Origin of the sequence: Bartonella sp. AP40SXNS (assembly GCF_042195825.1) — a bacterium.
GTDB lineage: Bacteria > Pseudomonadota > Alphaproteobacteria > Rhizobiales > Rhizobiaceae > Bartonella.
The window spans coordinates 34,214-59,676 of the sequence record NZ_JBHIPB010000005.1; the positions used below are offsets into that span (position 1 = coordinate 34,214).

At 35.8% G+C, this 25,463-nt stretch carries 22 protein-coding genes and 1 pseudogene; 12 read left to right on the forward strand and 11 right to left on the reverse strand.

The genetic code is table 11. The features are described from left to right. On the reverse strand, positions 1 to 465 hold the full coding sequence (gene rplM / locus ACFILZ_RS04970; protein WP_375606694.1) for a 50S ribosomal protein L13: 465 nt from the start codon (positions 463 to 465) through the stop codon (positions 1 to 3). A gap of 295 nt (positions 466 to 760) precedes the next feature. On the opposite strand from rplM, the gene recJ reads away from it, so the two are divergent. Next, entirely contained in the window at positions 761 to 2,545 is a 1,785-nt protein-coding gene (gene recJ, locus ACFILZ_RS04975) for a single-stranded-DNA-specific exonuclease RecJ (RefSeq protein WP_375609452.1), read from the forward strand. 17 nt (positions 2,546 to 2,562) lie between these two features. Here the strand turns inward: recJ and parE are convergent, their stop codons facing one another. The 4 genes from parE to ACFILZ_RS04995 form a co-directional block, all read right to left on the reverse strand. Beyond that, entirely contained in the window at positions 2,563 to 4,629 is a 2,067-nt protein-coding gene (parE, locus tag ACFILZ_RS04980; protein ID WP_375608695.1) for a DNA topoisomerase IV subunit B, read from the reverse strand. Positions 4,630 to 4,706: 77 nt separating this feature from the next. Beyond that, positions 4,707 to 5,444, reverse strand: a complete 738-nt coding sequence (lipB, locus tag ACFILZ_RS04985; protein ID WP_375610424.1) for a lipoyl(octanoyl) transferase LipB — start codon at positions 5,442 to 5,444, stop codon at positions 4,707 to 4,709. A 123-nt stretch (positions 5,445 to 5,567) separates the two neighbouring features. Further along, on the reverse strand, positions 5,568 to 6,419 hold the full coding sequence (locus ACFILZ_RS04990) for a TPM domain-containing protein (RefSeq protein WP_375610425.1): 852 nt from the start codon (positions 6,417 to 6,419) through the stop codon (positions 5,568 to 5,570). Further along, complete coding sequence (locus tag ACFILZ_RS04995) at positions 6,419 to 7,045, reverse strand: LemA family protein (RefSeq protein WP_375606689.1); 627 nt, start codon at positions 7,043 to 7,045, stop codon at positions 6,419 to 6,421. Before ACFILZ_RS04995 ends, ACFILZ_RS04990 begins: the two co-directional genes overlap by 1 nt. Before the next feature lie 420 nt (positions 7,046 to 7,465). Here ACFILZ_RS04995 and ACFILZ_RS05000 point away from each other — a divergent pair, with 420 nt between their 5' ends. The 10 genes from ACFILZ_RS05000 (at position 7,466) to ACFILZ_RS05045 (ending at position 20,471) form a co-directional block, all read left to right on the forward strand. Further along, positions 7,466 to 8,242: a class I SAM-dependent methyltransferase gene (locus ACFILZ_RS05000; protein WP_375610426.1), complete on the forward strand. Its 777-nt coding sequence runs from the start codon at positions 7,466 to 7,468 to the stop codon at positions 8,240 to 8,242. A gap of 1,313 nt (positions 8,243 to 9,555) precedes the next feature. Then, a complete protein-coding gene (hutH, locus tag ACFILZ_RS05005) occupies positions 9,556 to 11,094 on the forward strand; it encodes a histidine ammonia-lyase (protein WP_375610427.1) in 1,539 nt (512 codons plus the stop codon). Between the two features lie 398 nt (positions 11,095 to 11,492). Next, entirely contained in the window at positions 11,493 to 11,852 is a 360-nt protein-coding gene (locus ACFILZ_RS05010; RefSeq protein WP_375610428.1) for a hypothetical protein, read from the forward strand. A 449-nt stretch (positions 11,853 to 12,301) separates the two neighbouring features. Continuing rightward, positions 12,302 to 13,678, forward strand: coding sequence for an amino acid permease (locus ACFILZ_RS05015; RefSeq protein ID WP_375610429.1), 1,377 nt, complete (start codon positions 12,302 to 12,304; stop codon positions 13,676 to 13,678). A gap of 750 nt (positions 13,679 to 14,428) precedes the next feature. Next, entirely contained in the window at positions 14,429 to 14,614 is a 186-nt protein-coding gene (locus ACFILZ_RS05020) for a hypothetical protein (RefSeq protein WP_375610430.1), read from the forward strand. 63 nt (positions 14,615 to 14,677) lie between these two features. After that, positions 14,678 to 14,941 carry a hypothetical protein gene (locus ACFILZ_RS05025; protein WP_375606684.1) on the forward strand — a complete coding sequence of 88 codons (264 nt, stop codon included), beginning with the start codon at positions 14,678 to 14,680 and terminating at the stop codon, positions 14,939 to 14,941. Positions 14,942 to 14,961: 20 nt separating this feature from the next. Beyond that, on the forward strand, positions 14,962 to 15,366 hold the full coding sequence (locus ACFILZ_RS05030; protein ID WP_375610431.1) for a hypothetical protein: 405 nt from the start codon (positions 14,962 to 14,964) through the stop codon (positions 15,364 to 15,366). Between the two features lie 366 nt (positions 15,367 to 15,732). After that, on the forward strand, positions 15,733 to 16,134 hold the full coding sequence (locus tag ACFILZ_RS05035) for a hypothetical protein (protein ID WP_375606682.1): 402 nt from the start codon (positions 15,733 to 15,735) through the stop codon (positions 16,132 to 16,134). A gap of 270 nt (positions 16,135 to 16,404) precedes the next feature. After that, positions 16,405 to 16,689 carry a hypothetical protein gene (locus tag ACFILZ_RS05040; RefSeq protein WP_375608699.1) on the forward strand — a complete coding sequence of 95 codons (285 nt, stop codon included), beginning with the start codon at positions 16,405 to 16,407 and terminating at the stop codon, positions 16,687 to 16,689. Positions 16,690 to 17,717: 1,028 nt separating this feature from the next. Beyond that, the gene (locus ACFILZ_RS05045) at positions 17,718 to 20,471 is read left to right on the forward strand and encodes an autotransporter outer membrane beta-barrel domain-containing protein (RefSeq protein WP_375610432.1); all 2,754 of its coding nucleotides are present in this window, start codon (positions 17,718 to 17,720) and stop codon (positions 20,469 to 20,471) included. An 897-nt stretch (positions 20,472 to 21,368) separates the two neighbouring features. Here ACFILZ_RS05045 and ACFILZ_RS05050 read toward each other — a convergent pair. The 4 genes and pseudogenes from ACFILZ_RS05050 to ACFILZ_RS05065 form a co-directional block, all read right to left on the reverse strand. After that, a pseudogene (locus ACFILZ_RS05050) lies at positions 21,369 to 21,574 on the reverse strand (Arm DNA-binding domain-containing protein); the annotation flags it as partial. 122 nt (positions 21,575 to 21,696) lie between these two features. Continuing rightward, on the reverse strand, positions 21,697 to 22,959 hold the full coding sequence (locus tag ACFILZ_RS05055) for an acetyl-CoA carboxylase biotin carboxylase subunit family protein (protein WP_375610433.1): 1,263 nt from the start codon (positions 22,957 to 22,959) through the stop codon (positions 21,697 to 21,699). Then, positions 22,956 to 23,903, reverse strand: coding sequence for a DMT family transporter (locus ACFILZ_RS05060; protein WP_375610434.1), 948 nt, complete (start codon positions 23,901 to 23,903; stop codon positions 22,956 to 22,958). Before ACFILZ_RS05060 ends, ACFILZ_RS05055 begins: the two co-directional genes overlap by 4 nt. A gap of 235 nt (positions 23,904 to 24,138) precedes the next feature. Next, positions 24,139 to 24,657: a hypothetical protein gene (locus ACFILZ_RS05065; protein ID WP_375610435.1), complete on the reverse strand. Its 519-nt coding sequence runs from the start codon at positions 24,655 to 24,657 to the stop codon at positions 24,139 to 24,141. A gap of 41 nt (positions 24,658 to 24,698) precedes the next feature. Here ACFILZ_RS05065 and ACFILZ_RS05070 point away from each other — a divergent pair, with 41 nt between their 5' ends. Beyond that, positions 24,699 to 24,893, forward strand: a complete 195-nt coding sequence (locus ACFILZ_RS05070; protein WP_375682349.1) for a hypothetical protein — start codon at positions 24,699 to 24,701, stop codon at positions 24,891 to 24,893. On the opposite strand, the gene ACFILZ_RS05075 is transcribed toward ACFILZ_RS05070, so the two are convergent. Further along, entirely contained in the window at positions 24,887 to 25,060 is a 174-nt protein-coding gene (locus ACFILZ_RS05075) for a hypothetical protein (RefSeq protein WP_375682350.1), read from the reverse strand. The two genes, ACFILZ_RS05070 and ACFILZ_RS05075, sit on opposite strands and share 7 nt — an antisense overlap. A 102-nt stretch (positions 25,061 to 25,162) precedes the next feature. Beyond that, on the reverse strand, positions 25,163 to 25,369 hold the full coding sequence (locus ACFILZ_RS05080; RefSeq protein WP_375610436.1) for a hypothetical protein: 207 nt from the start codon (positions 25,367 to 25,369) through the stop codon (positions 25,163 to 25,165). Between the last annotated feature and the right edge of the window lie 94 nt (positions 25,370 to 25,463).

Genomic DNA, 25,463 nt, shown 5'->3' on the forward strand with positions numbered 1-25,463 from the left:
TCAAGCAATCCTTTTGTTTTTGCGGTTTAAAGCACCAACGTCAAGAGATTCAGGCTGTTGTGCTTCATGTGGATGTTGGTTTCCAGCATAAACACGCAGATTCTTCAATTGACGGCGACCAAGAGGCCCACGAGGAATCATACGTTCTACCGCTTTTTCAATAACGCGTTCGGGAAAACGCCCCTCAAGAAGTTGACGTGCTGTACGTTGTTTTATTCCACCAATATAGCCGGTATGCCAATAATATTTTTTATCCGTATATTTTTTGCCAGTGAGAGCTATTTTATCTGCATTAATGACAATAACGTTGTCACCATCATCAACATGTGGAGTAAATGTAGCTTTATGTTTGCCACGTAAGCGGTTCGCAACAAATGTGGCAAGACGACCTAAAACAAGGTTTTCTGCGTCAATAATAACCCATTTTTTCACCACTTCAGTTGGCTTTTGTGAAAAAGTTGCCATAGAAGTATCCTTTATTAGAACCCTTTTAATATAAGGGAATTTTTACTGTTTTGCGTTGAAAATTGTTACCATAGCGAAATATTTAACGCATACTACTTGCTCTGATATAATGTCTTTTGATTGACGTCAAGAGAAAATAAAAACTTTATAAAACAGCATGTTATGAGAGAGGTATTGTAATACCGCATTAAAGAAGTTTGTGGATCATTTAAATTTAAAATGAATGTTGCAAAAGACTATTTTATCTTTAACGCATGATTGTATTTTATCGTTCTTCATTATAAAATAAGTAATAATGCAGTGGTCTCGTTATTTTCTCAATGTTGAATCTTCTGCTTGTGGTCAAGCTTGGTTAGATGCCCTTGATGTTCAAGGGATAAATAATGCGCGCGCTATTTCTCAAAAATTTGGTTTTCCAGATCAGCTAGCTCGAGTACTTTCAGCAAGAGATGTGGATGAAGCTGAGGCTGTTGCTTTTATTAATCCAACATTACGTACGCTTATGCCTGATCCAGAAAGTTTTAGGGATATGCAATGCGCTGCAGAGCGTATTGTTAAGGCTCTTCTCAATCAAGAACAGGTTGCTGTGTTTGGTGATTATGATGTTGATGGTGCTTGTTCATCGGCACTCATAGCGCGTTTTTTTCGTTATTTTGGTATTGAAGTCAAAATTTATATTCCTGATCGTATTGTTGAAGGCTATGGTCCGAATGAACAAGCAATGAGGATGCTTGTGCAAGAAGGCGCTCGGTTAATTATCACTGTTGATTGTGGCGCAAACAGTCCAGATGCCGTAAAAGCAGCTAGGCTTGCTGGGGCTGATGTTGTGATTTTAGATCATCATCAAATGTCAGAGATTCATCAAGAAGCTATTGCTCTTGTTAATCCTAATCGTCCTGATGATTTTTCTGAACAGGGTCATTTATGTGCAGCGGGTGTTGTCTTTGTTACATTAGCTTGGGTTCATCATTTACTGCGGAAAAAACAATTCAAAGGGAAACTGCCTGATCTTCTCAGTATGCTTGATCTTGTTGCATTGGCAACCATATGTGATGTTGTTCCATTACAGGGGGTTAACCGTGCTTTTGTGATAAAAGGGCTGCAAGTTGCTCGTTCTATGCATAATCTAGGAATAACAGCTTTAACAAAGGTTGCACGAATAGGGGAGCCGCTTAATAGTTTTCATTTAGGTTTTTTATTAGGTCCTAGAATTAATGCAGGAGGGCGCATTGGTGATCAAGCTTTGGGAGCACGTTTGCTTAGTTGTGAGAATAAAGATGAAGCGGACAGAATAGCAGAACAATTAGATCGGCTTAATCAAGAACGCCAAGAAATGGAGAACATTCAATTAGCACAAGCGGAATCTTATATTACTTCTCTTTATCAAGATCAAGAAATACCATTGTCGCTTGTAATTTCTCATAAAGAATGGCATCCGGGAATTATTGGTATTCTTGCTTCCCGTCTCAAAGAGCGTTTTTTTTGTCCTGTTTTTGCTATTGCTTTGAAAGAAGATGGAAATGGCGTAGGGTCGGGACGCTCAATTAATGGTATAGATTTAGGAGCACTCGTTCGTGAAGCTGTTACATTAAATTTATTAGAAAAAGGAGGGGGACACAGTATGGCAGCAGGAATTACAATTCAATCAACAAAAATTGAAATTTTTCGAAAATGGCTAGAAGAAAAAGTTTCTTTAATGGTTTCACAGTTGCGTGCAAAAAAATCTCTTAGTATAGATGGTTCTCTTTCTGCTTCCGGTGTTAATGAAGCGCTGTTTGAATTGCTTGAAAAAGCAGGGCCATTTGGGGCAGGGAATGCAACACCTGTTTTTGTTCTTCCCTCTCATCGACTGGTGAATCTATCTGAAGTTGGTAAAGGACATCTTCGCCTCATTGTATCTAATGTTGAAGGAAAAAAACTACAAGGAATAGCTTTTCGTGCTGTAGGGACATCACTTGGTGATTTTCTTTTTGAAAATATTGGTGAAATGATTCATTTAGCTGGTCATCTTAGTTTGAATTATTGGAATGGAACGATCAATCCGCAACTGCGCGTGATTGACGCAGCCGCAGTGGTTTGAAAGGGATATTTTTTATATTAGATGTCTAGATTAGAAGCAAAAGTAGAGTTTTCTTGTATGAAACGAAATCGTGCTTCTGGTTTTGTTCCCATGAGACTTTCTACAGTCTTTTTCGTTTCTTGTATTTCCACGGCATCAATAGAAACACGAAGCAATGTACGTTTTTGAGGATGCATAGTCGTTTCTTTAAGTTGTTCTGCGCGCATTTCACCCAGCCCTTTAAAACGCCCGATTTCGATTTTAGCTTTTCCAGTAAATTCAGTTTTGAGCAATTCATCCTTATGAATGTCGTCACGAGCATAAGCAACTTTTCCTCCTTGCGATATTCTATAAAGGGGAGGGACGGCAAGATATAAATGTCCCTGATGAATAAGGTCAGGCATTTCTTGAAAGAAGAAGGTAATGAGCAGTGACGCAATATGAGCACCATCAACATCAGCATCTGTCATGATGATAATACGTTCATATCTGAGATCTTTTTCACGATACTTGGAGCGTGTTCCACATCCAAGAGCAAGGATAAGATCGCTAATTGTTTGGCTTGAGTTCATTTTTTCATGTGCAGCACTAGCGACATTTAAGATTTTACCACGAAGAGGTAAAATTGCTTGGTTTGCTCTATTTCTTGCTTGTTTAGCAGATCCTCCTGCAGAATCCCCTTCAACAATGAATAGTTCAGCACCCAAAGCATGGTTCTGGCTACAATCTGCAAGTTTACCGGGCAGACGTAATTTACGGACAGCAGTTTTTCGACTTATTTCTCTATCTTGGCGTCGTCTAACACGTTCTTCAGCACGTTCGATAACCCAATCGAGAAGTTTTGTTGCTTCTTGTGGGGAATTTGCTAACCAATGATCAAAAGGATCGCGGATTGCATTCTCAACGATACGCTGTGCTTCAATGGTTGCTAATCGATCTTTTGTTTGTCCAACAAATTCAGGGTTACTGATAAAGACTGAAAGTATTGCGGCTGTTGAAATCATAATATCGTCAGACGTAATAATTGCTGCGCGCTTGTTTCCTATTAACTCAGCGTAGGATTTCAATCCACGCAAAAGAGCTTGGCGTAATCCTATTTCGTGTGTTCCGCCTTCTCCTGTAGGAATCGTATTGCAGTAAGATTGCACACAAGAATCACCACCATGCCAAGCGATCGCCCATTCAACGCAGCCATGGCCGTTATTTTGTTGTGTTTTGCCAGAAAAAATTTCTGACGTTACTCGATATTCATCTTTTAGTGACGCAAGTAAATAGTCTTTAAGCCCATCGGGAAAATGAAAAACAGCTTTTTCAGGAATATTTTTTGCGCCTTCAAGTATGACGGGATCACAACACCAGCGAATTTTTACGCCACCAAAAAGATAGGCTTTGGAGCATGTCATCTTATAGATTTTTTCTGGATCAAAAGCTGCTTTTTCACCAAAAATTTCATGATCAGGATGAAAACGAACGCGCGTACCACGACGATTATAAACATCTCCCAGATCTTCCAATCCAGATTGAGGAATACCGCGTGAGAAACGTTGGCGGTACAGTTTTCGTTCTCGTGCAACTTCAACTTCCATATCATCAGAAAGAGCATTGACGACAGAAATTCCTACTCCATGAAGTCCACCAGCAGTTTGATAAGCTTTTCCATCAAATTTTCCGCCTGAGTGGAGTTGTGTCATAATAACTTCAAGAGTAGATTTCTCGGGCATTTGAGGATGATTTTCGACAGGAATACCGCGTCCATTATCTGTAACGGTTATATAACCGTTCCTATCTAATGAGACTTCAATAGAATCTGCATAACCCGCAACAGCTTCATCCATCGCGTTATCAATAATTTCGGCAAATAAATGATGAAGTGCTTTACTGTCTGTTCCACCAATATACATTCCAGGGCGTAAACGTACGGGCTCTAACCCCTCAAGTACTCGAATAGAGAGAGCATTATAGTCATCTTCTTGCATATCTTTCGCACTTTTTTTTGAAATCATCGCTTTTGATTTCATTGGAGACTGCAGAGTGCTTTCTTTTGTATTTACCCGAGATTGGGCTTTATTTAAAACACTAAAAAGATCCTTGTTGTTATCGCTCATAGCGTTTAACTATCCACCTCATAAAATATTTATTAAAATAAATTTTATGCCTGTTTTTTATTTAAAAATCAATGCACTTAGGAAACATCAATTGTTGGACCAAAAATTTCTTCAAAAGCGTGTTTGAGAGCGATATCAATATCATACATTGTTACAGAGTACCCTAGATCAAGAAAGCTTGTTACACCATGGTTTGTAATTCCACAAGGAACAATTCCTGAATAATGGGCTAAATTAGGATTAACATTGATAGAAACTCCATGAAAGCTTATCCATTTGCGCACTCGAATGCCAATAGCTGCAATTTTATTTTCAGAAGAAAGATCATTTTGTTTTGATGGGCAATGAGGCTGTTTAATCCAGACACCAACGCGATCTTCTCGTCGTTCGCCTTTAATATTAAAATTTGCAAGCATCTGTATAATCCATTCTTCTAATGCACTAATGAAAGCACGAATGTCTTGTTTTCGGCGTTTAAGATCAAGCATGATATAAGCAATACGTTGTCCTGGACCGTGATATGTAAATTCACCTCCACGTCCTGCTTCATAAACAGGGAATAAATGGGGTGCTAAAAGATCTTTTTTGTTGGCACTCGTCCCCGCTGTATAAAGGGAAGGGTGTTCAAGAAGCCAAACTTGTTCATGTGCGGTTTTTGCAAGAATTTTTTCTACACGTTCTTGCATATAACGCAGAGCTTCAGGATACTCAACTAGATGATCACTTATCTTCCATTCAACTGGTGGATTGTCTAGAATTGCATTAAAATGATGTGATAAGTGATTACGATCCGTATGTTTCAATTCAAATGTCATTAGTAATATTTATCTTGATGTTTGAGTTTATATTGTAATCAGAAAAATAAAAAAAGAATAAAATTAAGAGATAGTTTATAAGAAGTGCAATGAATTTTATAAAAAAATTGTTATATGCTCGTTTTACCATCTTCCTGTTGCACCGCCACCACCTGATGATCCACCACCACCCCTAAATCCCCCTCCACCTCGAGGACCTCCGAACTTTCCACCAGGATATCTGCCACCGGCACTTAAGTTAAGAAACCAAGGTGTGAAGATAATCCCCATCCAAAGATACTTTTGTGGGCCTACTTTTTTACCAAAAATCATTGCAAGAATGGGCAAACCAACGACTATAAAGAGAATGAAAAACATGATTGTATTGATAATCATTTCTTCTTTTTCAGCTTGTTTACGTTGTTCTTCAACAGCTTTAGCTTTTTGATTGATTCGAAAAGAAAAATCAGCATCACTTTGTGTGATTACTTTGATAATTGCATGAACCGATTCGACAATCCCTTTTTGATAATTTCCTTCACGAAAATTAGGAATCATGAAGCTATTAATGATGACAGAAGAAATGGCATCTGTTAGTTCTCCTTCCAGACCGTAGCCTACTTCGATACGTGCTGTGCGTTCATTTGGTGCAATGACCAGTAATACACCATTATTGATCTTCTTTTGGCCTAATCCCCATGTACGAAAAAGAGAATTGCTGTATGTTTCTATATCATTGCCCGAAAGAGTAGGGAGTGTGACAAGAACAATTTGATCTCCCGTTTTCTCTTCGAGTGCTGCCAGTTTTTTTATCAAGTCTTCCTTGGTTGCATTATCGAGCAAATGAGCTACATCATTAACATACCCTGTTAAATGAGGAAATTTTATTTGCGAACAAGCGATACTTCCCAATGCAGCAACTAAATACAGAGAGCAGATAAAAGCCCATAATTTTGGAAATACAATACGTTGCAAAGAGTATCGAAATAGTTTCATTAATTAAAATTAACCTTTGGTGTTTGTTGGCTATCTGTATCGATGGTAAAAGTTGGCATGGGTTTAGCATCGCGAAACCATAACTTTGCCCAAATCATCGTCGGCATTGTTTTGAGTGCAGTATTGTAGGCACGTACTGTTTCAATATAATCGCGGCGCGCAACGGAAATACGGTTTTCTGTTCCTTCTAATTGTGACTGAAGAGCAAGAAAGTTTTGGTTTGCTTTAAGATCCGGATAGTTTTCAACAACAGCCATAAGCCGCGAAAGTGCACTTGATAAATTTGCTTGATTTTTGAGATATTGCTGCATAATTTCTGGATTATTCAACATATCTGCATTAATATTGACTTGCGTTGCTTTAGCACGTGCTTCAATTACATTTGTGAAAACGCTTTGTTCATGAGCTGCGTAAGCTTTAACTGTTTCTACAAGATTAGGGATGAGGTCTGTACGACGTTGATATTGATTGAGCACTTCACTCCATGCGGCGTGTGCTTTTTCTTCATTTGTTGGTATCGCATTGAATCCGCAACCACTTAAAAATGGCACTAACCATACCAAAAAAATAATAATTGAAAATCGTTTTAATATTCTAAACATTGAAGAAGTTTGTACATTTAACATAAAGATGTCTCCACAGATATTTTATGTATTATATAGAGTCTTTTTTCTTGGTGGAAAGTATTTTGAAATTTATAAACAGGCATATTTATCAATAAATTGATATCTCTATGCGTTTTAGGTACGCTTAAGTGACTTGTTGATATTAAAATAATAATAGTAATATAGATGTCATCTTATAAAAGATCAATAATATTTATATCAATTATTATTACAGAAAATTATATTATTTTCGTAGGAGTTTTGGATTTCGCAATGTGCAGATAATAATTGGAAAAGAGAAAAATGTAAGGATCAATTTTATAGAAAAATAGAAGGTAAGGGCAGTTCTTATTTTCTTCCTTTAGAAGTTATGCTTAACGTATTGGATAAAAAGACTTTTTAATTATGTATATCAGCAACTGTAAGGAGAGACAAAGTTCTATGATAGAAAGTGTCCAACAGCAAAGTGAAAAATTTGACGGATTGGCTGATGATTATAATCGCTATCGTCCTCGCTATCCCCTTACTTTATTTAAGACCATACTCTTTCCTTTTAAGAACAAAAAGAATTTGTCCATCGTGGATGTAGGCGCTGGGACAGGCATCGCATTAGAGGGGATTGTTAAATTTTTAGGCAACGAGCACCAATATCATGCTATTGATGTATCGGAAGATATGATTAAGCAGGGACGAAGAAAATTTCCGAACGTGCGTTGGTATCAGGGCCGAGCCGAAGATCTATTGCCTCAAATAGGCAAGGTAGATCTTATCGTTGCAGCGCAGGCATTTCAATGGATGGATCGCCCTAAATTGCTTTGCGTTATTTCAGATCAACTTCGGGTCAATGGTGTCATGGCGGTTATTCAAAATAATCGTGATTTCAAGCATAGCGAATTTCTAGAGGCTTATGAGAGATTGTTAGAGAAGATGAGTCCAAATTATTCCCGTTATTATCGTAATTTTGATTTTTTACAGGAAATGAGTGATGGCTTTGGGGTAAAAGCAGAAAAAATTTCTTTCCATACGCATAATTGGACGATGATGATCTCGTCTGAATCTTTTATTGGAATGAGCCGCTCTTCAACGCAAGCGCAACGCGCTATTGCGAGCCATGGAAAAGAATATTTGCGGCAATTGGTCGCATTGATAAAGAAATATGAAGTGCAAGGCAATTTGGAGATTTTGTATCGAAGTGAGCTCTATATGTATGCAGGATAATCCGATATCGATGATTGCTTTTGCTCTTTTAGCACATCAGAGTGGGCGGTATTCAGAAAATTAACGTATTATTAAGGCAGACTTTGAGGGAGAAAGGTTTTTTCTTCTTCAGCATTCACATTGACATCTTATTACCGCTGATTTTCATTGTTCATTTAATATGAGAGAGTTTAAATAGAAAACTTATGCTCTGCATTATAGCATCGAAGCGCTTTCTTTACTACAGTTTAACAACAGATTATTTTATAAAATGGAAAGAGGTAGATTGAATAGAAATGTTTGATAATTCTTTGTTTTTATGATTGCTTTTTATTATTAAATGAGAGTGTTTTTAATAAATTTTGACAAAAATAACTGAAAAAGTACAAAAAATTATCATAATCAGAAATTTGTAGTAAAAAAGTAATGGCTTGGAAGAACCTTAAAAAAACAACTCATTTTGAAATTATCTCTAAATTTAGATTCAGTATAACAAAAAAGTAAAATATAAATATGCTATATGAAGCATTTCTCTTTTTAAAAGATATAATATAAAACAATATATTAATTATTTTTTTTGATATAAGAAAACTTCTTTTATTTTCTATTTTAAATAACGGGTTAGGCCGAGTCTTATGTGGTTTTATTGAAGATGTGTTTTTCAAGGTTTAATCTGGCGCTTTAAATACAATTTTAGAAGTGGCAAATAAGCTCAATTTCTTCTCTGTTGTGATGTGTTGAATAAGTTTTTAATTTTCTATAGAGTTTGATTTTTGCAATCATGATAGATTGTGACAGCTATCTATTTAAGGTTTTTATAAGTTTAGTAAGAATAGCTTGATAATAAATCCATTGAGTTTTCCATCTTTACGCTTCATAAAAGAATAAGCCTGCACCATCCACACTTTCATCTCCCAATGTTGCGACAGCCCTTGACACGGTTCATAAGAGGAGTTTTTAGTCCTTTTTTACAGTTTTATCCATACGCCAATCTCGCTTATTACGTGCAAGCGAATGGTTTTGATTTATTCAACATACACAGATTTGGAATGAGAGAGTTTTAAGATATTCAGCTCTCTCATTTAATATGCAGCATGCTAGATTATGATTATAAATTAAAGTGTTATCTATTTTTGAAATCCATTACTTTGGTTGTGCTTGTCAATATTTCATTTTCATTTATCGTCAACTATTCTACTTTTGGATAATGACTCCATTGTAAGGAATACCTTTAAGAAAGCATTATCGCTTTAAAGAGTCGTTATAGTTTTTTTGTTTTATAGAAAGATCAATAATGTTAAGCATTGTACTTTAATGAACGAAGAAAGAAAATCATGATGATTACACTAAAACCGGGCGAGGTAACGCTTAGTGAACTTAAAGATATTTATTTTAATGGAGAAGTGGGTAAACTTCATAATAATACGCATTTAGCTATCGAGAAAGGAGCGCAGCGCATTTCTGAAATTGCTGCTGGAAGTAAGCCAGTGTATGGTGTTAATACTGGTTTTGGGAAATTGGCTTCCATTAAAATTGATACGGACAATGTTGCTGTTTTACAGAGAAATCTTATTTTGTCCCATTGTTGTGGGGTGGGAGAACCTTTAGCAGAAAATATTGTGCGTTTGATAATGAGCTTAAAGCTTATCTCTTTAGGAAGAGGGGCTTCAGGGGTTCGTCTAGAATTGATAAATTTGCTGGAAAATATGCTTGCAAAGGGCGTCATTCCTGTCATCCCTGAAAAAGGGTCTGTTGGCGCTTCCGGTGATCTCGCCCCACTTGCTCACATGGCGGCTGTTATGATGGGAGAGGGAGAAGCATTTTTTAAAAATATTCGTATGAGTGGAGCTGCTGCGTTAGAAAAAGCGGGATTGTCCCCTATTATTTTAAAGGCAAAGGAAGGTCTCGCTCTTATTAATGGGACTCAAACCTCAACAGCCCTTGCACTTGCCGGTCTTTTTCGAGGTTATCGGGCATTGTGTGGTGGATTGCTGGCAGGAGCTTTGACAACAGATGCCCTCATGGGGTCAACGGCGCCATTTCATCCTGATATCCATATTTTACGAGGACATTATGGGCAGATTGCCGTATCGAAAACATTAGAAAAACTTGTAGAGAATTCAGAAATTCGTGCAGCACATCTACGGGGTGATGAGCGTGTACAAGATCCTTACTGTATACGTTGCCAGCCACAGGTGATGGGGGCATGTTTTGATATTTTGTTAGCCGCAGCAAAAACACTTATTATTGAAGCAAATGCTGTTACAGATAATCCTTTGATTTTAAGGAATGGTGAGGTCGTATCAGGTGGGAATTTCCATGCAGAACCTGTAGCATTTGCTGCTGATCAGATCGCTCTTGCTTTGTGTGAAATAGGATCTATTTCTCAGCGGCGTATTGCTCTTATGGTTGATCCAGCAGTTTCTTATGGACTTCCAGCTTTTTTAGCGCATAATCCAGGTCTTCATTCAGGTTTTATGATCGCTGAAGTAACAGCAGCAGCTTTAATGTCTGAAAATAAGCAAATGGCCTATCCTGCTTCCGTTGATTCAACACCTACTTCAGCTAATCAAGAAGATCATGTTTCAATGGCTTGCCATGGCGCTCGTCGGTTATTGGTCATGAGTGAAAACCTTTTTACACTTATTGGCATTGAAACGCTTGTTGCGGCACAAGGAATTGAATATCGTGCACCTTTAAAAACAAGTACTTTTTTGCAATCTGTTATGGAATGTTTACGAAAAAATGTTGCTTCTCTTAAGGAAGATCGCTATCTGGCTCCAGATCTTCATCAAGCACATATACTTGTGCGTGAAGGGCACTTATTATCTGTTTTACCAGAAACAATTTTTCCTCCATTAAGTTTTCAATAGTATTTGTTTTAAGGTCAATGCTGAAGGGGGGATATTGAATTTTGAAACTTCCTCATATGAAAATATAGAAGAGCAATACTATATTTGAATTATTTAATAAATTATATATTTATTACTGTATATATCTGATTTTTGTAGTTAACTAGATATTTTGTTATTTTATAGAAACTATAAAATTAAAGCACCTATATTTTCTGATTTATATCAGAAATTTTAATATAAGTTAAATAATATATGCGAATTATATATTCGTGATATTGTATTTTTATAAATATAAATTATGATATATGTATTGTATCAAGTAAAAATAAAATTTTTATTTTATATTCTTCTTATTTTTAATACTTTATGAATTTTATAGTTCATTTTTGATATTTAAAATAAAAAAGGAGAAAAGAATGTTTAAAAGTGCTAAATTATGTGTTTCAATAACAGTTCTTTTTTTCTCTCAAATTCTTGAGATTCATGCAAATTTTAGGAGAGCTAGCTTTCCAGAGGAAGTTTTCATTATGATAGTGGCTCAAGAGAAAGAGCCTCTTATTTCAGCGAAAAACAAAGATTTTATTGCTATCTCAGGGCAAATTCCCAGAGGTAATGAGAACGCTATCATCGGACCAATAATCAAAGATGCTTTTTTTATCGTATATTTTTTTTTCATTGGAAAGCTTGTCGTTAAGACAGCTGGAGTCCTTAAAAGATGGGTTCTAGATAAATTTTCTCATGCTTTTGAAGACTTGCGAGATTCGTATTATCATTGATTGAGCTATTCAATTGGCATAAAAAGTTTGTTTTATGGGCTCAAAGAAAGTTTGCTTAAAGTAACAAAAAATTAATTTTATGCATAGTTAATGTGTTTGTTATGAATTTTTAGGCTTCTATTTCAGTGCACCGAAAGAGAAGCCTAAAAGTTTAGATTACATTAAGGTTAATTTTCTCTGTAAAAAACTAGAGAATACGAAATGAATTAAATGACAATTGTGAAAAAATTCATTATCACTTTATTTGAATAAAATAATACGAAATTGTAGGCTATAAAAGCTGAATAATTCGCAATAAAAGTATTTTTTCATTGTTTAGAGCAAAGTGTTGGACTGGCTGGTCTTCGATGTTTTTTGAAATATATTTGTGAAAGAAACATGAGGCTTTATTTATCATAGGGCTGTTATCGTGGTGTGGATTGTCAGCATTTCAAAAAGTAAGGAAAGAAATGGCAATAAATGAACTGAAACGGGGTATGAGTAAGCGCCAAGTTATTTTTTTAGCTCTTGGTTCTGCTATTGGAACAGGTCTTTTTTATGGGTCTGCACAGGCAATTAAGCTTGCGGGTCCCAGTGTTTTGATTGCCTATTGTATTGCTGGTTTAGCTATTTTTATGGTTATGCGGGCTCTAGGAGAGATGATACTTCATAATCCATTGCCTGGTTCTTTTGCTCGTTATGCGGCAAATTACATATCACCATTAGCAGGTTTTTTAACGGGATGGACATATGTATTTGAGATGATTCTTGTTGGTTTGGCTGATATTACAGCTTTTGCGACTTATATGGGTTTTTGGTATCCTGATGTTGCTCCTTGGGTATGGGCACTGAGTATTACATTAATCATCACAGGCATTAATTTAGCTGCTGTAGAAGTCTATGGTGAACTAGAGTTTTGGCTCTCTTCTATTAAAGTTATAGCTATCATTGCGATGATTATTTTAGGAATAGCAATTATTTTTTGGGGGTGGGGTGAAGGTGCAGATTTTTCTACCGTTACTGTTCATAATTTATGGAAAAATGGTGGTATTTTTCCCAATGGTTGGTTTGGTTTTTTAGCTTGCTTTAGTGTTGTTGTTTTTGCTTTTGGTGGCATAGAAATTATTGGCATGGCAGTTATGGAAGTTCAAAACCCTCATCAAACGATTTCAAAGGCAATTAATTCTACTCCAGTTCGTATTTTGCTTTTTTACGTCATGACGTTAGCTATTTTAATGTCTCTTTATCCTTGGAATGAGATTGGTCTTATGGATAGCCCTTTTGTATCTATTTTTGAAAATCTTGGGATTTCGTATGCAGCAAATATTTTAAATATTGTTGTTGTTACAGCGGCTATTTCAGCAATGAATAGTGGAATGTATGGTGCTTGTCGTATGATCCATGGTTTATCGCAGGAAGGTTATGCTTTAAAAAAGTTTCAATATTTATCAAAAAATGGTATACCAGTTTTTGTTATTTTGATGATCTTCGGTATCTTTCTTCTTGGTGCTCTCCTTAATTATTTTTATCATGAAAAGCTTTTTTTTCTTATTGCCGCAATGGCAACATTTGCGACAGTTTTTGTTTGGATGATGATTCTACTTTCACAATTTTCTATGCGAATTAAGATGCCTAAAGAAGCACAGAATGGTTTAAAATTTCCCATTCCATTTTGGCCAATAGGGTCGATTTTTTCTATTTTATTTATGGTTTTTATTTTTATTCTCTTATGGTATTTTGATGAGACACGACCGGTTTTAATTATAGGTGTTAGTTGGATTGCTTGGCTTGTTGTTTGTTTCTATGTACTTAAACTTTATAATTTTAAGCAAAAGAAACAGCAATAAAATGTGAATAGAGATAAAACTCAAAACAAATAGCTGATGTCATCAGGAAAACAGGTGTTTGATTGTTATTCTCTAAAGGTTAGAACAATCTAGATTGAAAAAATCTGCTCGTTATTATTTTGCTTTGGAAGTTTTTGTGAGCCATTGCTTACGGTAACGACCAAATCATATAAATATTAGGCGTTTTTTGATGGTGAGCTGTGCTATCAATATAAGTCTTTCAGGTTAAAATGCCTAACAGCGCAAATAGATTTTACCAGATACAAGATTATAGGCAGATATCTTTTTCTAAACGTATTAATGAAGTTCTGTTTTACAAGAGAAGTTATTGTAAGAATTGTTTTTTTAAGCTCTTTAAAAAATTGGTTGCTTAAATTTTGTTGTTTAGAAAATTACTATTGCTTTTAGAAACGAAGATAAAGTTCTTTATGTCTTTTCTTGAAAAGAAGGGGTGAAGTTTTTTTTCTATTCTTTTTTCTTAAAGAGAATTGGCGTTGGTAGAAAATAGTGGATAACAAAGTTACATGAGGCATTGTATCATTGTTTTTATAAAAACTTTAATAAACAGCAGCAAGATATTACAATAAAATCTCATAGAAGAGTAAATTAAAAAGAACAATGAACGTGTGACAGTTTTACGATTCTTATTATTATTGCTCTCACAAGAGGAAGGATCAAACTTATTTTTTATAATATTGATACGAGAGTAGTTTTTATTACAAGTGGAGGCGGACAAAATGTACTCCGCAATTGTATTTCGGTGCAAAATTATTCAATATTACCATAAAAGGCGCTCAAGAACACTACGACCAGAAAAAACAATCATCGGAAAGTGGCTTTTTACACGAGAAGTCTTCCAATAGCTCTGAAACACACACAACAACGATTCCGTTTATCCTTGAGGTAACAGGCAAAGTTGATATGGATGTACAATGAGATGCTACGATTATTGCTTCTCATCTGATTTTTGGTCAAGATATCAATGTAATGGAAGAAAGTATGACGGTTGTTAGCATGACAGACCATCATAGCGGTCATTCACAGAGGCATGAAACAGGTTTTGATGGGCATAGATTTGACTTTGTAAGCAGAATTATTGGCGGCAATGACTATACTTACGAGACAGCACCTGCTGGTAGTAACTGGTGGACAGAATGGTGGAGAGTGATCATGAATCCCATAAGCTCCCATACCTGTCTTGGAGATGCGGGTCCGAAATGCCAAAAGTTTTATGGCACATCTCATTTAGAACAAAAGCCTTGAATTAAATCATGGAGGAAAAAATGAAACAAACCTTAAAATTATTAAGTGCGATAATTCTATTGGGTATAGCTGGGTGCCAGTTTAATAAACCTCCTCCAGGAGAGGTGGCTACGTGGGAGAAAAATGGTGTTACTGATTTTACTGAGGTAGGAAAAGCTTTGTTAGAATGTGGTATGCCAAGCCTTATTGATTCCGATCCAGAAAACAGAAAACTCAGCTACAATGCATGGGCAACTATTGATGCCTGTATGGTTCAATCGGGATTTCGTGATAAAGTGGGGGGAGGGACTTGGTGCGAGAATCATAAAGCCGAAGATCTCCCGATTTGTCGTCCAGGCGCTGTTATTCCACAGCGCAGTGTCAAGAAGCGCTTAAACAGCCCTTTTTGTAAAAAATATAAAAATGCACCTGAATGCAAACCTTAAGTCTTGCTGTTTGTGACGATCAACAATCCCTACCTTCATGTTTCTCATGCCCGTGTGGGGATGGCTTAATTCAGCATGTCAATGCTATTTATTTATGGGGACTACAACTGTTGGCGCAATAATATAAAATATCTATCTTGGTTGTAATCAAAATATTGAGAATAATTATATGCATAACGTTGATAGAATACGATTTAAGTAGTAATTTTGCTGTATTTTTGATATAATATCGGTGGCATAATTATCGGAAAGAGATAAATAACCATGAAGGTTGATAATGTTCATCGTTATTTTGGAAGTGAAAAAACAGCATGTAAAGTAATTTATGGATTGTTTCATAATATCAAATTATTCAAGGATAGGAAAATGAAGCAGATTTTAAAATTATTAAGTGGGATGACCCTATTTGTTATGGCTGGATGTTATCCAGAAAAGCCTTCTCAAACAGCTGTAGATGCATGGGAAAAGTCTGGTGCTGATCAACTTGAGATAAAAAAAGCTCTGTTAGAGTGTGGAATACAGTATCTTGATGGTCGTTTTGATACAGAAACAAGTACTGATGAGAGATTCAATGCAGAGGAGTCTGTGAATGCATGCATGATACAAGCAGGTTTCCAAGATAAATTGGGAAGGGTAAAGTGGTGTGAAAAGTATGAAAATCTTCCAATTTGTCAGCCTGATGCTGTTATTCCTCAGCGAAGTGTAGAGAGGCGCTTGAATAGTCCTCATTGTGAAGAGAACAAAGAGCAGCCCGAATGTCAACCTTAAATATTGATGCTGTTGTAATCAATAATCCTTATATTTTTGTTCTCGCAAGGGGGGCGGGATTGTTTTTCTCAATAGACTAGCAATCTTACATGTGAAAAAATTAGCACAGAGTTATAGGCTTTTTTATTCGTAAATATTGAGGGAGGGGGAAAATGAAAAAAATATTGAAATTATTGAGTGCTATGATTTTTTTTAAGCTCTGCGGGATGTGTTAGTAAATCTCCCCCATCGATATTGGCATGAGGGGAAAAGCCTGGTGTCAATAAATCTATGGTTCAACAAGCACTGTTAAAATGTGGATGGAAACCAATCTACGTTTCTTCTGAAAATATGGATTCGCGTGCAAGTGAATTTGCAGCAATTTATGAGTGTATGACTAAAGCAGGTTATCGGTACAAATTGCAGGATTCAAAGGGAATCTATTTTTCATCAACACCGCGAAGTGATTCATTTTTAGTCAATTTAATGGTAGCAGGGTATCAGAAGGTTATGGACAATGATACTTTGAAACAAAAACAAGATTTGATGTTACGTCTTCAGAATGATAAAAAATAGAAAAGTTTTGAAAAAGTGACCTAACAGTAAAATATATTCATCTTTAAAGTAATAGTTCAATGAAAATATTAATAGGGGTGAGGGAGTAAAAGTGCTGCTCTTTTACCCTCGATATAGTTATATTCATTAGAAACTAGCTTAGCAATGTATTATTTTCAGATGATAATAATATTGGGGGATGGTTAGCATTTTTAGAGAAGGTTATTCAATATAAAAAATGGCAAAGAATAGCTTTGCTAAAATATCCTCTTTAACGATAATAAATAGATTATTTTTATAGAAATGAGTTTGATGAAATATTTTATTTTGATGTTTTTTAATTTCAGGAAAGTGAGTGTTTTATTGTATTTTAAATTTTATCAGAAGATATTAAAGCGTTATGCAAGTAATTTTGATGTAAATATCTTTTCATTTTATGGTCTATTTCGAGATGATATCTTTTAGAGTGGTTTATTGATGAATTGAAAACATTGATGATAGGAACTTACGAGAAAATTTATTCACTAGGTAGTTTACAGCTTTTATATAGAATTAGATACCTACATTAACTTATACGCTAGTGAGCATTTCCTTAGGTTTTTGTTGTAGAAGAAATGGTGCAATTATAACTTTTGTATAGTTTATTTCATAGTGTTGTGTTTTTATTAAGACATTTTGAGTTTTTAAATCTTAACAATTATTCTCATTTTATTGTATTTTTATTTTTTGGGTAGTGAAAGAAATTTAAGATTATATCTCTCCAAAGTTTGCCTTTCTTCAAGTTTTTTTGAGATTATTTTTCCGACACTTTGTGTTGCCATTCTCAGCAATTGGGGGATTAGTTCTTTAAGAGAGCGTAATCCTAAATGGTATTATTAAGTTTTTTGTTCTTTCTTTACATAAAATACAAAACATATTATGAAATGCTGTCATTTATCAGTAAAATAGTAAAATAACTTTGTTTGTTTTATTCTTATCGTATTTAATGTATGGTTTATTTTTTACCGGCATTTTTTGTGTTTGTTGAGAAAAAGAAAGTTTTGAAAATAATGATAAGCAAGGTATCTAAAAATCGCTTATATTCGTGTGTTTTTACGGCAGCTATTTTTTCTTTTTTGTTAAACACAAATATTGAGGCACATTCTCGTTCATTTGTATTACTGTCATGTGATGAAAACAAATTACCTTATGAATGCAGAGATGGTGCAAAGCATACAATTAGTGATAAAATATATAAGTTCACTGCACCTGTTAAAGAAAAGAATGGGGAAGGTAGTTCTCTCATATTGCCTGCTGCTATAGTAGTACAGGAGCCTAATACAGTTATTCAGGCAATGCGTGTAGAGGTTGAAGGAATTTCAGGTATAGAAGATATTTATGGTGCTGTTGTATCACGAGGGGGAAGAATTGTTTTAAGCGATTCAGCTTTTAAAAATGTATCAGTAGGTCTTAAAGCTGATAGTGGAATAATTGAGGTCAATCGTGGAACAGTTGAAGCTTCTCATATAGCTGCTTATGCAGAGAAGCAAGAAGCAGCTGTTAGGTTAACGAATACAAAAATTAAAGTGGAAGGTCAGGGTATTGGTCGAGAGAGTGCTCTTTTCGTTGGTGCTGATGCGGGCATTCAGATGACGGGTGGATTTATTGATGTAAATGATGCCGCTGCACTTTATGTGGGTATAAGGGGAAATGCAACTTTAGATGATGTTACCATTACTTCAAAACGTCAAAAAACAGAAGATAAAGAAAATACAAATGAAAAAATTGCGCATACAGTTTTCAATGTAGACCAGCGTGGTTCTGTTTATTTGAAGAAGACTAATATTGTTTCTACAAATGTTCATGTTTTAATGGTTGGACAAGATTCTAAGGCACAATCCAATGTTGGCTGGGATGAAAATATTTTAATTTCGCGGGTTAATATTGAAGATTCAACAATTAAGGCAATCGGTAACAAACATGGTATGCATTTTGAGATGGGGGGAGGGAACAATGCGTACGAACAAGGACTAGTTTTTTTGAAAAGGACGGTTTTTGAGGTTGCAGATGGAACAGCTATTCATAGTCATAACAGTCGTAGTTATATTGCAGTAACAGAAGGCACAAAAATTTTTGGTGACTTATTATTAACAGCTGAAAAGGGGGGGGCTGTAGCGATTTTGGCTGATTCTTCTTCATTGATAGGAGGAACTCGTGTTGCTGATGATTCTATTGCTGAGCTTTATTTAACAGGAGGATCAAAATGGTTCGTAACAAAAAGAAGGGCGATAGATTCACATATTGCAAACCGTACAAGTTCATTTATTTCATTTGTAAAACTTTCTGATAGTTTGATTGCTTTTGAAACGCCAATGTTTCAGGAGTATCAGACACTTTATATTGGGAAGGGAGAGAAAGAAGTTTATAGTGCGCAAGATAGTGCAGATATTTATCTCAATACACATCTCAGTCGTGATGGTTTGCTTGATAATAAACAGACTGACCGACTTTTGGTACATGGTGATGTTTCTGGGAAAACCACAGTTTATGTGCAGTTTGTTCCAGGAAATCAGGGGGAGATAGCAACCGGTGAAAAGGCTCATAGTATTTCACTTATTCAGGTTTCTGGAAAAGCGGCAGAAGATTCTTTTCAGTTAGATCGTGCTTATATTGCATTAGAGGGTTTGCCTTACCAATATTATCTTCATGCTTATGGTCCGAATTCTTCTCTTGGAAATGCACAAACTTCTCAAAGATTGGTTGAAGGAGATGGAGACTTTTGGGATTTCCGCCTTGAAAGTAAATATATTCAGCCTGTTTTAGAGGTGTCTGCTATTCCCCCTTCTGAGTTAAAGGTCAGAGAGGTTGTTCCACAAGTTCCGACCTATCTTTTGTTACCAAATGCTTTGTTTCATGTTGGACTCATGGATATTCGTCATCAACAAAAACAGTTGCAAGCTACGCGGTCTATTTCTCGTAAATTGTTAAAAAACGAAGAGAATTTTGCTTTATCTATTCACAGTTATGGTGGGCGTTATCGTTATGTCTCAGATCTTTCTACACTTAAATATGGGTACGATGGTCATGTTGATTATAACGCTATAAAAACAGATATTTTGCTCAAAACAATAGAAAGCGCATATAGTACGACATTTTTTGGGATTATGGGAACCTATGGAAAGCTTTCCTTACAACCTCGTAACGTGGAACGAAGCCAAAAGAGTACGTTTAATAAATGGTCATTTACGGCATACGCTAGTGTGGAAAACAACACTGGTTTTTATGTAGATGGTCTTTTATCTTATGGTTTGTTTAAAGGGGATGTGCTTACCCATGCTTGGGGTAAGACGGCGACATTAAAAGCAAGTCCTTTGAACGTTTCCTTTTCTGCTGGTAAAGTGTTTATGACAGGATATGAAGATCTTATTTTTGATCCGCAACTTCAGCTTATTTATCAACATCTTCAATTTAATAAGTTTCGTGATATTGATGGATTTGATGTTGAGATGAAAAAAATAGGTCAATGGTTGGTGCGTATCGGTGGGCGTTTAAATAAAACATTTTCAGCATCTGAAAAGGATCGTATCACTTCTTTTTATGGCAATATTCATCTTACTCATTGTTTTGATAAAGAAAAATTTGTTCATTTTAAAGATGTTTTCCAGTTGAGTTCTTTTGGTTCTTCCTTAGAGGTTGGCTTGGGTGTCAATTCACAGTTTTCTTCTAAAGTTACACTTTACAGTGATCTTGGCTATCAGCATACGTTAACAAAGGCGGGTTTTTCTGGAGTTCGTTTTTCTGGTGGATTGCGCTATCATTTTTAATCACTCTTATTTTAAAAATAATAAATGTGATTTTCAAAATCTTGTTCTGTTGTCGAGAACTAAAACCACTGTTTGTGCAGAATTTTTTAACAAGAGTCCCATGTACTTTAATAAATATGAAAGTATCACGTTGATTTATTTTTATTGAGTATAGCATTTCTTAAATGCTTTTAAAAAATTGGTCTATTAGATTCTAAATTTTTTTGTCTTGTTTTGGCTATAAATATTTGGGATACCTTCGTTATCATCTTTTTAAAAGAACAGCATTGTTATCTTATTATGCCATAAAACACTGTTGTGTAAGGTATGCTGATATCAGGCATGAAAAAAGGCAGGGGAATATTGTTTGTGCTGATTGAGAGCCTTTGCTTTTAAGGATATGTGAAGGGAAAGAATGCACAACTCTATAGTTTCATGGATAATGGGCATTTTTCTACTTTTAAATTTTGCAAAAAGCGTTTTTGAAGCTTTGGAATCGAGTGCATTATTGTAAGTGGGGAATAAGAAAAGTGGTAAAGTGTGCTTCCTTTCACCATAAGATTCACTATCTTTAATTTTAAAATCAAGATAAATCCTTTGAAGAAATTGTTAGAATTGTTGCTGAATAGATGAACAAGGCCGTTGTTTTGTTTGTTAAATAGAGATGAAATATAACTTTTAAATCGGAGTGAAAGTGGTAAGATTTTCTTCTTTCTTTAAGGCGTGGGGAGAAGAGATTGATCATATCGAAAAAGTCGATGACAAGTTTTCTTTATGGTTTGAAATATGGAGATATTGAAGAGAGTCTATTAAAATGGGGTGTAAAAGTAGATCATCGCTTCCTCAATCATTAGGTTTTGAAAAGGGTAAGAGAAATATCTTTATCGGCTTATTGATAAATATGGTATTTCCAGTGGGTGCAGTTTTACGCGCTTGTTTTAAAGAAGTTCTCTCAACGTTCCAAAAGTCCTTTCGCGACGGCATTTTTGAATGGTCTAACGGTAAATCCATTGAGCCTCCCATCTTTACGCTTATGAAGTAACAAGCCGGCACCATCACACACTTTGCCAGCTTCCAATGTTTTTTGCTACAGCTCTTGTCGTAAGATGATGCATAAGAGGCATTTTTACTTCTTTTGTAACGTGTAAGAAAATTGTTTTGACTGATTAAATATAAACAGGGTTGGGATGAGAGAGTTCTCCAATATTGGGAACGCTCATTCAACATGCAAAACAATAAATTGTTTTTATAAGTCAGTATTTTGCCATATGATGTTTAAAGTGTCATCAAGCCATTTATGGTAATTGCACGCTTCTTTGTTTGAGGCATGAACAGAGAAAATAAAGCCAGGATATCCACCAAATGCTGGTGGAGGTGGTGAAATATGATCCATTTCAAAGAAAATGATAGTTCTGCTAGTTTGTGGATGTTGTACGACCTTATCGAGACCTAAAAATCCAGAGAAGCGTCCATACCCATGAAGAGGAATAATATAATTTGCAGCCACTTTTTTAGCTGGGAGGACATCAGGAAGATCTAAATTTTGTTCAGCTAAAGCGGCATTCATACAGAGTTTTGCAAATGAAATTCCTGTACCTTGTTCTACAATAAAATGGGAGACACCTGACCCACCTATACGAGCGCCGATCTCAATGATATAAGGTAAATTATTAGCATCTAGGCGTAGCTCTACATGGGCAGCTCCCATATTTATACCAAGAGCTTTGACTCCAGAGCATGCAGCCTCACATAAAGCAATAATTAAAGGATCATCTATATCACAGCGTTGACGATAAATTGTTTCTTCAAACCATGGTCCTTCAGGTTGTCCTTTGTCGCCAACGGCTAAAACATGCAGACCTGTTGTATCAACAAAACATTCTACGACAAATTCTTTTCCTGGCAAATATTGCTCTACGATTAAACCTACAGGTTTATTTTTATCATTAAAACGTGCCATATCTTTATGCTGAATATTCCATACAGCTTTGATGAGCTTAGAAAATTCTTCAGGATTTTTAGCTAACATGACGCCTGTACTCGCCCACCCAGAGACGGGTTTAATAACGAGCGGATAGTCTAAGGTTTGTGTTTGTGATAGGTCTTCTGGATTATCTATATACAGAAATTTTGGTGTTCTTAAGCCTGCTTTAGCAAAAGCTTGACGCATGAGATATTTGTTTCTGGTTAATGCTGCTACTTCTGGTTCAATACTTGGAGTGTTGATTTTTTTGGCAGCCAAAGCTGTCCATAGAATGGCTTCTTCGCGAAGGGTCATAACCCCAGCAATATTGCGTTCTTTTACGCCTACTGCAAAAGCGTCTAGAGCTGCCTCTGGCTTATCAAAAACAGGAAGTTGCCAAGTTTCACTGACTGCTGCGGGGTGTTGAATAGGAGCGCTTTCAGCGGTATCATAGATCATTACTAATTCGATATTAGCTGCTTGTGCTGCTTCAAATATAAACGGGAGCTTTGTATTGCGCTGGCAAACTAATGCGAGTTTTTTCATTTTGTTTCCTTATTAAATTTGGAATTTGTGGCACGACGTTTTTGTTGCCATCCAGATACCTTTGATGCATCTATAAATAAGAATGTCATTCCTATAACAGCCATCATCATAGCAATTATTTTGATAATGTTGAGAGAAGGGCTCGAGCCGATTATCCATTCACATGTAACCACTGCAAAAGGGGATAATACGCCAATAGTGTTGGCGTATAATACACCTCCCTCAGCTAAAACTTTTTGGTACAAAACGTAAACTGGTGCCGAGCAAATAGTTCCTAAAATCAATATCTTAAATACATCTTCTAACTTAAGATATAAGAGTGGGGCAGGATCAAAAATGAATAATGGCATAAATGATGCGGCAGAAATTGTTGTAATCCAAGCCAGTGAGGTGAGCAAAGGTAAATGTTTAAGATAACGTTTAGACAATAAGCCATAAGCAGAGTAAGAAAGTGCTGCTGTTAAGGCAAGACCTACTCCTATCAGGTTATAATATCCACCTTCTCCACTGTTTATATTGAATGCTACAGCTGCTACACTGACAATTATCACTCCACTAAGCTTCAGCCATGAGAATTTAAGGACATTTGTCAATGCACCTAATATATAAGTAATCCCTGGAATAGTAGCAAGCACCATGGTTAAATCACTAGCTTTGAGTGATTTTAATGCACCAAAACTGCATACAAAATACAGCGAGAATCCTAACACTGAGAGAATAAAAAAAGCAGGTATCATGGAAAGCAATGGTAGGGATCTGAAAACGGTTTTCTCACGAAATAGTGCAATTAACCATAAGGCGGCAGCGGTGGCAAACAACCTAAGTCCAACCGCATGCATGACGGGTATATTGCTAACCAAATTCTTAGATAATAACCAACTTATGGAAAACAATGCTAGAATAGCAAAGGTAAATAGGAATAACCGTCCTTTTAAGAAACTCAATGATTTAATCCCCCAATAATGTACTGTGCATAAGATGATGTTGAAAAGTTAAATCGTGACTTTGAGGTCTGTGGTTTTCCAAGATTATCTTGGATATAATCCTTAGCTCCTGCCAAATAAGCATCATCATCTAATGCTTCAAGTGCTTTATAGCTGCAATCATCAATGCTATTACTTGTTTGAGATGCTCCAAATTAAAGATACCTCCTTGATCCGTTTCAATCAATGCTTTGTTTCACATCAATATTTCAAAAAGCAAGATTCCTGTACCAGCATCGAATGTCATATGCTGATCAGAATCTTTTGGATAACGAAATATGCGTTCTAAGAGGATAAATTCAGTTATTTCTTTCCAAAACTTTGAACAGTCTTCTAGCATAATACGCACTGTAACTAAGTTAACTTTAATTTCTTCTAGAAGATCTGTAAACCAATTTAATTTTATATACAGATTCTTATTTAATGGTTGCGGTCCAGTATGATGTGCATAGTCATGATAATACCCCCATAAACAGTGAACATCGTAAATGTCTTCTTTAGATAAGTTACGACTATGCAATTGACTGAACAGGAATTTACTATCTCGACCGAGTAAATTTTTAGCTTTCACAATTGTTTGCTTGTTGTAAATATCAAAGAGTTTGCTGAACAAACAAAGCAAATGCTTGTTTGTCAATTTTTTTAGCAGTTGCACAGATTTTGGGAATAAAACAATGTAATTGCCTTCTAAAAAACCTTTTGATGCTCTTCCCATTTTTATACATTGAAAAGGTGATACATAATCCTTTGTATATTTTGAGGCGTCGGCAAGATAGTCCGTTTCATGACGATATCCTGTCTAATTCCAGTCGGAATCCTTCTGGATCGGGACCATTTGTTGCACGCATTGGAGCCAAGAAAAATAGGGGAGCATCTGTTAATGGCGCTTTGAAAGCAGTCAAGGTGTTATCAAGTTTAGGAGGGGTAGTTAAACCGCTGAGCATTCACTGATGAAGATCATCAGAAGTGGTCACCAAAAGTTCCGGAGATAATCCGTCAATTATATCTGCATGATGATTGAGTAGAGTGATCAATTCATTAATCATATTACTATCTGCTGAAGTTGGTTCCTTAATGCTCCCATCTCGTTCTTGACGCATACGGAATTTGTCAACCAAGTTAACAATAGAAAGAGGAGCTTCAGATTGTTTTATAATGAGCTGACTTTAGCGAATGGAGCAAGAAAGCCATTGGCACTTGTCCAAAATTTTTCATAATATTCAGCTTATAACGGTTTGCTGCAACCGATGTTGTGATACTAGCATGGCTTTTTCAGCCTTACAAAGAACGGCTGCATCAGCATTGCTGTTGGCAAATATTTTGTCATATTGAGGAGCCACTAGAGATTGCGGAGTAGGATGAGTCGCTACGATTTTAATTTCATCAGCCTTATTGTGTTTAGCTAAAACCATAGAATGGGTAGGCATGAAAAGCTATTAAATAATTGCATGTCACCTAAACGGGTGAATATAAATGTATGCAAGTCGGGGTAAGCCGCACAGCTTAGGAGATAACCATCCT